Origin of the sequence: Acetatifactor muris (genome assembly GCF_024623325.1) — a bacterium.
Lineage (GTDB): Bacteria > Bacillota > Clostridia > Lachnospirales > Lachnospiraceae > Acetatifactor > Acetatifactor muris.
This window is the reverse complement of record NZ_JANJZD010000023.1, coordinates 17,477-30,579: the sequence shown is the minus strand read 5'-3', so window position 1 is coordinate 30,579 and position 13,103 is coordinate 17,477. Positions and strand designations below refer to the sequence as shown.

Sequence of the window (13,103 nt, the reverse complement as noted above, 5' to 3'; positions counted from 1 at the left end):
ATGCGATTATACTGGAATTATTTTGTAATGGAGCTGAAAAGTCAGATGCAGTACAAAGTCTCTTTCTTTCTGACAACACTGGGGCAGTTTCTCACTGCCTTTACCTCTTTTTTCGGTATCAAATTTATCTTTGACAGAATCAACGGGGTAGACGATTTTACCTATGGCCAGGTACTTTTGTGCTTTTCTGTGATTATGTTGTCCTTTTCCATCGGCGAAATGATTGGGGGCGGGCTGGCAGTATTCCCCGGTCTGCTGAAAAGCGGCGAACTGGACCGTATCCTGGTAAGGCCCAGAAGCATTCTCCTGCAGCTTATTGTACCCAACATGGATTTCACCAGACTGGGCCTTCTCGTCCAGGCCATTATTGTCCTGTGCATAGCGGTTCCGGCCAGCGGAATCCGGTGGACTCCGGCGAAAGTGACGGTTTTCATCATGATGGTAATCTGCGGAAGTGTCATATTCTTCTGCATTTTTCTGATGATTGCCGCTGTTGCCTTCTTTACCATAGGTTCTCTGGAATTTCTGAACATTTTTACCTATGGAATGCGTCAGTTCGGAAGATATCCCTTTTCCGTGTATGGAGAACCTATCCTGAAGTTTCTCACCTTTGTGGTCCCTCTGGCACTGGTGCAGTATTATCCGCTGCTGTATCTGCTGGATCAGGGAGACAGCTTTCTATATATAGTGTCACCTCTGCTTTCATTGCTCTTTCTGCTGCCGGCCGGCCTGCTGTATCGGGTTGGACTGCGGAATTATAAATCCGCAGGATCGTAAACTGTTTGAACTGCCTGTATGTTTTGACTGTCTGAACTGTTCCATAAATAGTCATTTATACATGAAATCCCGGCATCAGAACTGTTGACTTTAGAGGCATACTGATTTAAAATAGAGAGTGGATTGTTTTCGGAAATCATAAGAATTGAGAAGGAGACGCCTATGCAGAAACGTATCTTGATAGTGGATGATGACGCAATGAATTTGAGAAGAACCGCACTGATTCTGGTGAAGCATTATGAAGTAGTGTCTGTGGAATCAGGAGAAGCTGCTCTTTATAAGCTTGAAAAGGAAAAATTTGATCTGATCCTCCTGGACATTGCAATGCCGGGGATGAGCGGTATTGAGACTTTTGAACACATGAAGGACAAAAATATTGAAACTCCGGTAATTTTTCTGACCGCGTCCGGAGATGAGGATGACGTGATGAATGCCATCAGGCTGGGGGCAGTGAATTATCTGAAGAAGCCCTTTATGCCTAATGCTTTACTGGATCGTGTTGAAAAGGAGCTTGATCAATAATGAGAACGGAAGCACAGACAAGCATGCATATACTGATGGCCTCCACCCTCAGTATATTGAGCGTAATACTGAGTCTGATTACTCTGAGCATGATGTGGGAGCTGTGGATGATTCCTCTGATTATCATCAGCTGTCTGGCAGTGTGGTGGCTTCATATCGGAAGAATCGGTTCAGATCTGCTCTATGAAAATATCTGCACAGGATTACTTTTAATTGAATTCTTTTTCTTCGGAGTACACCATACTACACTATACGACATTCCTCTGGTTGCCTGCGTGGTGCTCCTGCTTTTGTCCCTGCTGAATCGAAAGCGGCTGCTGTATATGGCAGCCGCTCTGTATGCGTCACTTCTGCTGTATCATGCCCTGGTATTGGATAATATCAACACCAGCCTGACAGAGCAGTCCGTGCTGCGGCTGCTGATGGGTGTGGCAGCAGTAGCAGGTGCAGTGACAGTGGGAAGGTATCGAATCAACAGAAGACGCAAGGAGTATGAAAAATATGCTTCCATGCAGGAGCAGCTGGCGATAGCCGTGCAGCAGAATGCCGATTTTCTGTCAAATGTATCCCATGAACTGCGGACTCCGGTCAATATGGTAATCGGAATCAGTGAAGTGACGCTGGGAAAGGACATTTCTTCCGAAGTTCGGGAAAATATACAGTCCATAAAACTGGCCGGCAAGCGTCTGTCAAGCCAGATCAACAATATTCTTGACTATACGGAAATCGTGGAGAACACTCTGTCCGCAGCGAAGGAAGCTTACAAGATTACTTCAGTGCTCAATGATGTAATTACCACAACGGCACTGCAGAACAGCAGCCACCACCTGGAGCTGATATTTGATATGGATCCGCGAATACCGACCACTCTAATAGGAGATGCGGAAAAAATCTCTCATGTGCTGAACATTCTCCTGGAGAATTCTCTTAAGTTTACCGAAGAAGGCGGTATAGATGTCCGGGTCGGCTTCCGGCGGGAAAACTACGGAGTCAATCTGACCATCGATATCAAAGATACCGGCATCGGCATGAAGTCTGAACAGCTTGACCGGATGATTGACGATTTCTATCAGGCGGACTCCGGAAGTCGTCGATATGTGGGCGGACTCGGCCTGGGAATTCCCATTGCCAGAGGCCTGCTTCACGCCATGGGCGGTTTTGTCCATTTTGAAAGCGAATCGCAGCAGGGACTGCAGGTACATATCACAATTCCCCAGGGTGTGGAGGATGAAACTCCCTGCATTATAGTGCCGGAAGCTTCCAAGCTGTGCATTGCATGCTTTTTCAAGCCGGAGAGGTACAGTCGTGATGAGGTCAGAAAATATTATGATGATATGATCCTGCACATAGTGGAGGGGCTGGGTATTGAAGGCTATCAGGCCCATAACTTTGAGGGATTATTGAAGCTGCAGCGAGATCATAAGCTGACTCACATCTTCATTGCCCAGACAGAGTATATGGCCAACCCTCCTTATTATGAGGAAATGGCGAAGACAATACCCGTTGCAGTGATTGCTGAGAAATCCTTCACTCTGGATGAAGACAGCCGTCTGAAAGTGCTGCGTAAGCCTTTCTTTGTTCTCTCTATCGTAAATCTGCTTGGTGTTACAGAAGAGGATACCTGTTTCGAAGAAGCCCGTGCTGCAGGGCACAGACCTTTTACCTGTACAAATGTCAGAGTATTGGCGGTGGATGATGAAGAAATGAATCTTCTGGTGGCCAAAGGTGTCCTTGGAAGCTACGGCATTCAGGTGGACACATGTCTCAGCGGAAAAGCGGCTGTAGAGCGGTGTGCTGAAACTTCATATGATGTAATCTTTCTGGATCATATGATGCCCGGCTTTGACGGGGTGGAAACACTGCGGCGTATCCGGGAAATGAATAACGGCATGTACAAGGATCTGCCTGTGATTGCTCTGACGGCAAATACCATCAGCGGTGCCAGAGAAATGTTTCGAAGCGAAGGCTTTACGGAATTTATTCCCAAACCCATTGAACGCTCTGTTCTGGAAAGGGTTCTGCGCCGGGTTCTGCCGGAGCACTGTATGGTATATGACACAGGTACTTCAGACACAGAGCCGCTGTCAGAGAATCCGGAAGAAGGCAATACTGTCAGTGCGATAGAAGAAAAGGTCTCCGAAGCCGAAGATATACGCCACCGTGACGATCCAGTTCCTGAAGATTCTAACACAGAGACGGAGAAATCTTCCCGGTCTTATGGTTCGCTTGTACGGGCCGGTATTAACGTGGGGCTGGGACTGGATTACTGCAGCGGAGAAGAAGAATTTTACCTGGAAATGCTGCAGATGTTCCATGACCAGGAAGCAGAGAAGCGTTCAGAGCTGATTGCTCTCTATGACTCTGCCAACTGGAAGGATTATGCCATCAAGGTCCATGCACTGAAGAGTACTTCACTGACTATTGGTGCTGAAGAGCTCTCCAAACAGGCCAAAGCCCTGGAACAGGCAGGTAAGGAAGAAAATGTCGCATACATTCAGGAAAATCACCCGCTGTTGTTGCAAATGTACCGGGAAATCTGTGAAAGTATTTCCGGTATATAGACAGTTATTATGATTTGGGCTGCCGCAAATCGGCAATATGGAGGTCAGCGTGATTAAAAAATGGTTGGAAATTATCTTTGATCATAAAGTCAGTTTACGGGAACGTATGTTTCGCCTGGTTACCGGTATCAGTATGGTGGCTTTGATATTCATACTGATTCTGGGCAGATATACAGGAAACCTGTTTCTGTTGGCAGGAAGCCTTATCTATATGTACATAGTGGCCAAAATCAGTATTCAGAAAGAAGCCATCAATGCAGGAGCCACAGCCACCGTAATTCTCCTGCTTGTGCTGTTTCCGGTGGTTTTTTTCACTGGGGGCGGCATTTACGGAGGCGTACCGGAATGGTTTGTTCTCTGTTTCATTTATATCAGCGTTACGTTGGAGGGAAGGCGTAAACCTCTGTTCTTCCTGCTCTGTATCGCGGAGACATTGATCTGCTATTATATCGCCTATCATTATCCGGAACTACTCATACCCACTACCACGGCCCAGGCCTATTTTGATTCCGTACGTTCCGTGATTCTGGCCGGTGTCCTGACCAGCGTGCTGCTCCTGTTTCAGAACCATCTCTATGAAGTGGAGAATAAGCTCACCATTCAGCAGAAGAAAGAGATTGAAGAACTGAATCAGGCGGAAAATCACTTTTTCTCCAGCATGAGCCATGAGATCCGTACCCCTATCAATACCATTATCGGACTGAATGAAATGATCCTGCGTGGAGACATTTCCGATGATATCGCCGAAAATGCAAGGAATATTCAGGGCGCCAGTAAAATGCTGCTGACTCTTATCAATGATATTCTGGATTTGTCCAAAATCAAATCCGGTAAAATGGAAATTGTCAACACATCCTATGAGACAGGAGAACTTTTTTCAGAAATTGTGAACATGATCTGGATTAAGGCCAGGGAAAAAGGTTTGGAATTCCGGCTGCAGGTAGATCCTTCCATGCCCAGCATGCTCTGTGGAGACGAAGTACGTATCAAGCAGGTACTGGTTAACCTGCTGAATAATGCGGTAAAATACACCAAGGAGGGCTCTGTCACCCTCTCCGTGCGCTGTGAACGCGTAGGGGTGAACAGGGTGCGGGTCTGGTATTCTGTAGAGGATACCGGATTGGGCGTAAAAAAGGAAAATATTCCTTATATCTTCGACGCCTTTAAGCGGGTGGACGAGAAAAAAAATCGTCATATCGAAGGCACCGGGCTGGGGTTGAGTATTGTCAAACAGCTGGTAGAGCTGATGAACGGTGAAATCAGTGTCAACAGCGTATATATGAACGGCTCCACCTTCCTGGTGACACTGGAACAGGATATCATGAACGAAAAAGAGCTGGGAACCTTCACTCTGACCTCCCGCACAAAAGTCCATGAGGGAGCGCAGTATCAGCGCACGTTTGAGGCACCGGATGCTCATCTGCTGGTAGTGGATGACAATGAGATGAACCTGTTGGTAGTCAGCAAGCTGCTTTCAGATACCAAAATACATATTGATACGGCTTCCAGTGCTGCCGAGTGCCTGAAACTGACGCAGTATCAGCATTATGACTGTATTCTGATGGATCATCTGATGCCTGAAATGGACGGAATTGAATGTCTTCATGCCCTCCACGCCCAGCCCGGAGGCCTGTGTCAGGATGTTCCCGTAATCGCGCTGACTGCCAATGCAGGAAGTGACAATCAGCAGCTTTACCGAAAAGAAGGCTTCAGCGGTTACCTGGCAAAACCTATCAGTGGTGCACTGCTGGAAGCTGCTGTGCTGAGTATCCTGCCCAAAGAACTTGTGCATCTCAGCGAAGTGGCCAGTCAGTCTGAAATCGGAAAAGATGTCCTGATTTTTGAGCAGGCTAAGAGAATATCCCTGATGGTCACCACAGACAGTGTATGTGACCTTCCCGAATCCCTGAGAAAGGAGTTCGGCATTAAGATATGTCCTTATTATATCTGTACGGAGCAGGGACGTTTTCTGGATAATTCAGAGCTGATGGCAGAGGAATTGCTGTCCCATATAGCAGAAGGAAACGAGGGCAATTCCCATCCTCCGGAAGTGGAAGATTACGAAAAGTTTTTTGCCAGAAGGCTCAACGAAGCCCAGAATGTGATACATATCACCATGGCAAAGCATGTCAGCGAAGGATATCACAATGCGGTGGAAGCGGCAAAATCCTTTGAAAATGTTACGGTAATCGATTCAGGCCATCTTTCCAGCAGTATGGGACTGTCAGTGCTGTATGCGGCATATATGGCGGAGCACCACGCTTCGAAGGACGAAATCATTAAGACAGTGAAGAAGCTGCGGCGCTATATTTCCTCTGCATTTATTATTGACAGCACTCATATGATGTGTCGGGCGGGCCAGATATCCAGAAAGATACAGATTATGTGTGATGCGTTGCTTCTGCACCCGGTTATTGTACTGCGGAAGAGCCGCATGGCCGTAGGCAGCATGGAGATGGGCAGTTTCAACCATGTGATAAAAGGCTATATCAAAAAGGTTCTTCTGCACCCCGGGGCAATTGACAGACGTATCCTGTTCATCACTTACGCCGGAATGGATGATAAAAGTCTGCAGTATATTCAGGAACTGGTACGCCAGTACTGTCCTTTTGAACGGGTTTACCTGCAGAAGGCATCCTCCGCCATTGCCTGCAACTGTGGTCCCGGGTCCTTTGGTCTGTTATTCATGCGGAAAAACGATGCCTTGATTACCTACTCCGACGCAGGGAAATAAGGCTATAGAATATCAAAAAGCAGTACAGCACATGTTCTGCGGACAAAAGGAGGCAGCATTATGTTATTTGTAAAAAATGGAATGATTCACGACGCTATCCATCCGGAAGCTTTTCTGGCAGATATCCTGGCAGAAAACGGAAAAATCAGGGCAATCGGAGAAAATCTGGCCGTTCCTGACGGTGCAGAGATAGTAAACGCAGAAGGTTTGCAGGTCTATCCCGGTTTTGTGGAAGCTCACGGCCACATTGGCCTGGACGGTTACGGAATCGGCTATGAAGGAATGGATTACAATGAAATGAACGACATCCTCAGCCCTCAGATGAGAGGTATCGATGGTGTAAAGCCTCTTGATGCCGCCTTTCCCAAAGCCGCAGCAGCAGGTGTCACCTGTGTCTGTGTAGGGCCCGGAAGCGCCAACGTGCTGGGCGGCACATTCACCACCATCAAGACTGCAGGTAAAAGGGTGGATGATATGGTGGTGCGTGACAATGTTGCCATGAAATGTGCCTTCGGCGAAAATCCAAAGAGAGTCTATCGAGATAAAAAAGATTCCAGCCGTATGACCACAGCTGCCCTTCTGCGTGAGATTCTGTTCAAGGCCCGGGAATACATGGAGAAAAAGGAAAACGCAGGAGATGATATCTCCAAACGCCCGGCCTTTGACATCAAACTGGAAGCTCTGATTCCTGTCCTGAAAAAGGAAATTCCCCTGAAGGCTCATGCCCATGCGGCGGAAGATCTGTTCACCGCTCTTCGAATTGCGAGAGAATTTGATCTGAAGATTACGCTTGAGCACGTGACGGAAGGGCATCTGATTGTGGAAGAGCTGGCGAAGGAAAACGTTCCTCTGGCAGTGGGCCCTACCCTGACCAGCGCGTCCAAATACGAGCTTCGCAACAAGAGCTGGACCACTCCCGGCCTGCTGGCTGCGGCAGGCTGTCAGGTATCCATCATCACGGATTCCCCTGTCATTCCCCAGGAGTATCTGCCCCTCTGCGCAGGACTGGCAGTACAGGCAGGAATGGATCCCTTTGCAGCGCTGCAGGCCATTACCATCAACCCCGCCAGACATGCCGGCATTGCGGACAGAGTCGGTTCTCTGGAAGCCGGCAAGGATGCGGATATCGTTATTACCGACGGTTGTCCTTTCCAGGTGTCCACGACGGTAAAACATGTATTTATAAACGGAAAAGCCATTTCGCCTGACTGCTCTGTGTAAATGCGGAGCAGTTCTGCAGTTCCTCCCGCAGGGTTGCCGCCTGGGCCATTTTGGACAGGGGCGCCCTGTAAACCTGCAGAGAAAGCGTATATTGCAGCGCGCCTCCTGCCGCTGACATTACCCCATCACTTTATCCAGCAGCGCCTGATAACTGTCTACCACTTCATAGGCCACACTGTCGCCGCAGATTGCCTGAAAATGCACCCTGGCACAATGGACTTTACTTTCTTCAATCATCCTCAGCTGCATGGGCGTCCCGGCCCCCTTTGTCTCAGCCACCAGAAACCTGTATTTTGCCATTCCCGGCCGAAATATAATAGCCCAGTCCGGACTGTAACGCCCCACCGGTGTGGAAATGGTAAATCTCTTCGGCAGCTTTACATACATAAGCACCTGGTCATCGGCTTCCAGCTCGGCAGCAAAATCCCGTTCATTCGTCGAATCGTATAATACATGATCATACAAATGTTTCTCCGCCTTCATGGCGTTGAGTCCCAGCCTTCCCTTCATGCCCTGCATGGTGAGAATGGCCTCGTCATACCTCTTATCCAGCTTCCTGTACGTAATGTGCCTGATAACAGCGGCCGCCTTCTCCTCATTAATCAGAGCCGCCGCCCTGATCAGGAATTCTTCCGGATTCTCTTTAAACTGGTCGAAGACCTTTTTCTCTATCCCGGTAAGAATGGCGATCACTGCCTTCCGTGTCAGATCTGTTTCTTCCACAAGCTTCCCCACCAGATCATACTTTACACTGTTATTTATCCTTAACTGGTCCTTCGTGCCGTAAGTAGAAGACTTCTTTTTCTCAAAGGAAGCGCCTTCCTTCAGTTCTTCTTTCGATCTGATTTCCTTCATTTCCCCGGCTTCCACCCGGAAAAATAATTTCGGAACCCGCAGTCTGCCGTTCAACGTGAAAATGGACTGACGAATCAGCTCATCCGTATCAAAGTCCACCCGATAGACGGACCTTGCGCTGATTTTCTCCCACAGCTCCCTGAATTCAGGAAGCTGAATTTTTCTCTCATCCAGCTTTAATACTACATTGCCTTTGCGCGCGTCCTCCGGAGCCATCTGTTTCTCGTCATAGACAGCATCCAGAATTTTAAGAATTGCCGCCGCGCTGTCGGCCACCTCCTCCGCAACCTGCACCGCTCCGTTGGCTTTCGCTTCATAATACTGGTCAGTCAGTCCGCCCTTTTTATTCACATAACCATTGACCACCAGGTCAAAATAAATGGCCTGCGCGGTCTCGGCATCTATCACCTGTTCATTGCCTCCCACATCCCGAATCACTTTTCCCTTGAAAAGCTCTGCGTTCACTACTCTGGGACGGTCTCTCACTGCCTCTGCAAGTTCGGACTGCAGGCCTTTTGCAAAGCTGTCATAGCTCTCGCTGGCAATGACAGTCAGCACGTTCACGTTATGAACCTCGTCTCCCAGCATTCCCACGTCCATACGCTCTCCGTCCTGATTGACGCACAGCCGAAGCCCCCGCCCTACCTCCTGGCGCTTGCGGACCTCACTGCTGCTCTGCTTCAGAGTACAGATTTGGAATACATTGGGATTATCCCAGCCTTCCCGAAGTGCAGAATGAGAAAAAATAAAGCGGACAGGAGAAACCTTCGGATTCCTTTCCAGAAGCAGCTCCTTGTTCTTCATAATTAAATCATAGGCATCCGTGTCATCGGAAGTGCGTTCTTTCCTGTCGCCAAGTCTGCTGTCTGTCAGCTTTCCCTTCTTATCCACCGAGAAATAACCGGCATGCGTATCCTCCGGACGAATCGCAGACAGATACTCCAGATAGTCCTCATCCCCCAGCTCCAGCTGCAGGTTCTCTGTAATATCCCTGTATTCCTCCTCAAACATATCTGCAAACATTCCGTTGGAAGGATTCCCTGCCTCGTTATACTGCCTGTAGTGCGCGACTTCATCAATAAAAAAGAGGGACAGCACTTTAATGCCTTTGTGGAACATCTGCCGTTCTCTCTCTATATGCGACAATATGGTCTCACGAATCTGAATACGGCGAATCTGCGCCTCGCTGACCCTGCCGATTACATCCCCGGCATACAGCCTGATTCCATTTAAAAATTCCACGGAATCATCTCTTCCGTCAATGGCGCTGACCACAAATCCATCCTTATATTCTTCCATGTGACCGGAATTCTCATACAGGCTGTATCCCACATTCACATTTCTGGAGATCTTGCGCAGGCCGGACGCTCCGCGGCAGTCAAACTGAAGAGTGGCTGTAGGGTCCTTCCGGGAAAGGTTAATTCCTTCCAGATAGACATAGCTCTCCGTGGCGCTGGTTCCCGATTCCGTAATGCCCTTCACCGCAATTTTTTTCACCAGCTTTTTATTATAGGCTTCCATGGCATCCAGCCGATATACCATATTATAGATGCTGTCCGCCTTATGGGTGGCGGAATATCGCAGAGTGAACAGCGGATTGAATTCTTTCAGTCGTTCTTTTGTCTGCTTCCCCTCTACAGACTGAGGTTCGTCGATAATCAGAATGGGATTGGTCCGGGCGATCCGGTCAATGGGTCTCCGGGACCGAAACGTATCCTGCTTCATATAGATGCGCCTGGCGTCCTTTCCTCTGGCATTAAACGCCTGGGCGTTAATAATCATCACATTGATGGCGCTGTCCGAAGCAAAGCGGTCCAGCTCTGTCAGCCGCGCGGAATTATAAATGAAGAAACGGATTTTCTGATTATATTCCTCCGCAAAATGTTCCTGCGTTACCTGAAAGGACTGATACACCCCTTCCCGGATAGCCACGCTGGGAACCACCACGATAAATTTACTCCAGCCGTAATGTCTGTTCAGCTCATACATGGTTTTAATGTAGGTATATGTTTTACCCACACCGGTTTCCATCTCAATAGTCAGATTATATCGTCCCTCCAGTTTCGGTGAAAATGCAATCTGGTTGACCCTCTGAATCTTATGAATATGCTCCAGAATCACACCGTCGGTCAATTCCGGCACAAGGGGCTGATTCCTCCATCCAATCGACTCTTCCTCCTCATTGATGGAGTGCTGGACATATCCTTCTCTTTTTTCCATAGTATAAAAAGAGGTCAGAAATGGCTGCCCGGCGAAGACGTCCACTACGGCTTTCGCCGCATCCGCCTGGAACTTCTGATGCTTGAACTGCAATTTCATCCTGTCTTCGCCTCCTTTTAAATTGCTTTAATTCTGGTATCCGGCGCCAGAACTTTGAAAATCTGGCCCACATTCAGCTTTGCCGGACTATTCTCAAACCCAAAATCCCGAAACACGGCACGCCTGGGTCTGCGGGCCGCAATTTCCTGTATGACATTCTCAGGAACTGCCTCATCAAAACAGGCAATCAGTTCCCCTTCATTGTAGGTGTGGATGGTACAGTTTCCCAGCTTTTCGCTTCGACAGGTCATCGTCAGCGGAAGGCCCCAGTCCAGCAGACAGCCGAACAACAGGTCCAGATCCGTGCGGTCTGCCCTGACATTGGATTCCAGCTGCAGAAGCATGGACTGGCTGTATTCTTCCGCACTGTAATAAATGTCATTCATATTGGACTCGTCAAGCCTGAATACACGGAAACCCACATCCGGGGCACTTCCGGACCACACACCTGCCTTTATCAGCCTCTCTCCTGCCCGGCGGATGCGCTCCTTCCCGATATCGCAGATGGTACGAAATCCCGCCTTACCGGCTTCCGTCCCTTCCCCGCATATTTCCGGCAGCTGCGCCATAATAAATCTGCGTCTTCCGCCGTCTTCCGCATTCAGCTGCATCACTGCCTGTGCTGTGGCGGAGGAGCCTGAGAAGAAGTCCATTATGATGTCATCCCCCCGGGTCGTATACTCTGCCAGTGCCTTCGGCAGCGATACCGGTTTGGAATAATCAAACACACTGGTCTCAAAAAATTTCAACAGATTCTTCTTGGCATTGTCGTTGGAATATTCATTATTTACAAATTCCAGCGTTGAGATCGCTTTTGTCCGCTCCGAGTATTCGACGGCAAAGCCGGAATCCGTTCTCACAATCCTGGCCTTCTGATAGGTCTTAGTATAGATTCTGGAACGTTTTCCCCTCTTTCTCACCACGATAAACCCGTTCTTATATCCAAATTCAAATAACTCACGGCTCCAGCGCCATGCCCAGTCAGCCCTGGCATGTCTGCCCGCCTTCCGCTCCAGATACTTCTCATAGGAAGGTCCGGGATAAAAGGTTTCTCCCTCCAGCTCAATTGGGTAGTCCAGGCTGGGGCTGTACTGAAGACTGTCATAATCCAGCGTCTGATTCAGCTTATACTTCCCCCGCTGCGCTTCATATTCATCGGAGAACCGATAGCCTGTATCCGTGTGCGGCGGCAGATAAAAACCGGTCTCAGACGACTTGCCGAACGCCAGCACATAGTCGTGATTCCGGGCAATGGCCTCCGTGGTTTTTCCCGCTCTTTTGGTCACACGGGGGAAACATGCCAGATAATTATCGTCCCCGAAGACTTCACAGCAGATCTTCTGCAGATTAAACAGTTCGGTATCATTGATGGAAATAAAAATGACACCATCCTCCCGAAGCAGATTTCTGGCCAGCATCAGCCGCGGATACATCATGCTGCACCAATCTGAATGATATCTGCCGGCAAGCTTTCCGTTCTTACGCCGGTAATTTACATGTCCCTCTTCATCAAAATATCCTGTGCCTTCATTATACGCTTCCTTGTCCATCAGAAATAAATCCGGATATATAAAATCATGTCCTGTATTGTACGGCGGGTCAATGTAAATCATCTTCACACTGCCCAGATAGCTTTCCTGCAGCAGCTTCAGAATCTCCAGGTTCTCTCCCTCCAGATACAGATTTTCAGTAGTATCCCAGTCTCTGCTCTCCTCCGGACAGGGCCGCAGGGTATTTCTGGTAATCCGCCTGGCCTCTGCGGCGGCAGCCTTCTTCCCCACCCAGGTAAATTCGTAGGCTTCGTCAGCCTCCGCCGTCTCATTTGAGAGCATCTGCTTCAGCACTTCAAAGTTAACTGACTTTTTGAATCCGCCGTATCCATCCGGAGATTCCGCAATACAGTTTGGGAACAATGCTCCGATTTTTTCTATATTTTGCGCTGTTATGTCCTTCGACTCCATGCGCATTTTATCCATTGTCTTCCCTCCCTGTTCCCCATCAATCTGTTCTCGATTATACCATTAAAACGAAAAAGACGCAATTGATATAAACGCCAACCCTGCTATGGCGAAACCCGGTGGTTTGTGATAGAATGAATTCACGGCATACAGCGG

Annotated in this window: 7 protein-coding genes; 5 read left to right on the top strand and 2 right to left on the bottom strand. The window is 48.6% G+C overall.

The window, feature by feature from the left end; translation table 11 throughout:
- The 5 genes from NSB25_RS19460 to NSB25_RS19440 all read left to right on the top strand — a co-directional run bounded on the left by NSB25_RS19460 (nucleotide 1) and on the right by NSB25_RS19440 (nucleotide 7,815).
- Nucleotides 1–777 carry an ABC transporter permease gene (locus NSB25_RS19460; protein WP_103241138.1) on the top strand — a complete coding sequence of 259 codons (777 nt, stop codon included), beginning with the start codon at nucleotides 1–3 and terminating at the stop codon, nucleotides 775–777.
- A 162-nt stretch (nucleotides 778–939) separates the two neighbouring features.
- Nucleotides 940–1,299: a response regulator gene (locus NSB25_RS19455; RefSeq protein WP_103241139.1), complete on the top strand. Its 360-nt coding sequence runs from the start codon at nucleotides 940–942 to the stop codon at nucleotides 1,297–1,299.
- Nucleotides 1,299–3,860 (top strand): hybrid sensor histidine kinase/response regulator, encoded by a 2,562-nt coding sequence (locus NSB25_RS19450; protein WP_103241140.1) that lies wholly within the window; start codon nucleotides 1,299–1,301, stop codon nucleotides 3,858–3,860. The genes NSB25_RS19455 and NSB25_RS19450 overlap by 1 nt, the downstream gene beginning before the upstream one ends.
- 49 nt (nucleotides 3,861–3,909) lie before the next feature.
- The gene (locus NSB25_RS19445) at nucleotides 3,910–6,594 is read left to right on the top strand and encodes a DegV family protein (RefSeq protein WP_103241141.1); all 2,685 of its coding nucleotides are present in this window, start codon (nucleotides 3,910–3,912) and stop codon (nucleotides 6,592–6,594) included.
- 60 nt (nucleotides 6,595–6,654) lie between these two features.
- Nucleotides 6,655–7,815, top strand: coding sequence for an amidohydrolase (locus NSB25_RS19440; protein ID WP_103241142.1), 1,161 nt, complete (start codon nucleotides 6,655–6,657; stop codon nucleotides 7,813–7,815).
- Nucleotides 7,816–7,932: 117 nt separating this feature from the next.
- On the opposite strand, the gene NSB25_RS19435 is transcribed toward NSB25_RS19440, so the two are convergent.
- Entirely contained in the window at nucleotides 7,933–10,989 is a 3,057-nt protein-coding gene (locus NSB25_RS19435; RefSeq protein ID WP_103241143.1) for a type III restriction-modification system endonuclease, read from the bottom strand.
- 17 nt (nucleotides 10,990–11,006) lie between these two features.
- A complete protein-coding gene (locus NSB25_RS19430; protein WP_103241144.1) occupies nucleotides 11,007–12,965 on the bottom strand; it encodes a site-specific DNA-methyltransferase in 1,959 nt (652 codons plus the stop codon).
- Between the last annotated feature and the right edge of the window lie 138 nt (nucleotides 12,966–13,103).

Bases quoted from the DNA above. Each gene is read 5' to 3' on its own strand.
- NSB25_RS19440 (WP_103241142.1), top strand. From the start codon at position 6,655: ATGTTATTTGTAAAAAATGGAATGATTCACGACGCTATCCATCCGGAA.
- NSB25_RS19430 (WP_103241144.1), bottom strand. From the start codon at position 12,965: ATGGATAAAATGCGCATGGAGTCGAAGGACATAACAGCGCAAAATATA.
- NSB25_RS19460 (WP_103241138.1), top strand. From the start codon at position 1: ATGCGATTATACTGGAATTATTTTGTAATGGAGCTGAAAAGTCAGATG.
- NSB25_RS19450 (WP_103241140.1), top strand. From the start codon at position 1,299: ATGAGAACGGAAGCACAGACAAGCATGCATATACTGATGGCCTCCACC.
- NSB25_RS19435 (WP_103241143.1), bottom strand. From the start codon at position 10,989: ATGAAATTGCAGTTCAAGCATCAGAAGTTCCAGGCGGATGCGGCGAAA.
- NSB25_RS19455 (WP_103241139.1), top strand. From the start codon at position 940: ATGCAGAAACGTATCTTGATAGTGGATGATGACGCAATGAATTTGAGA.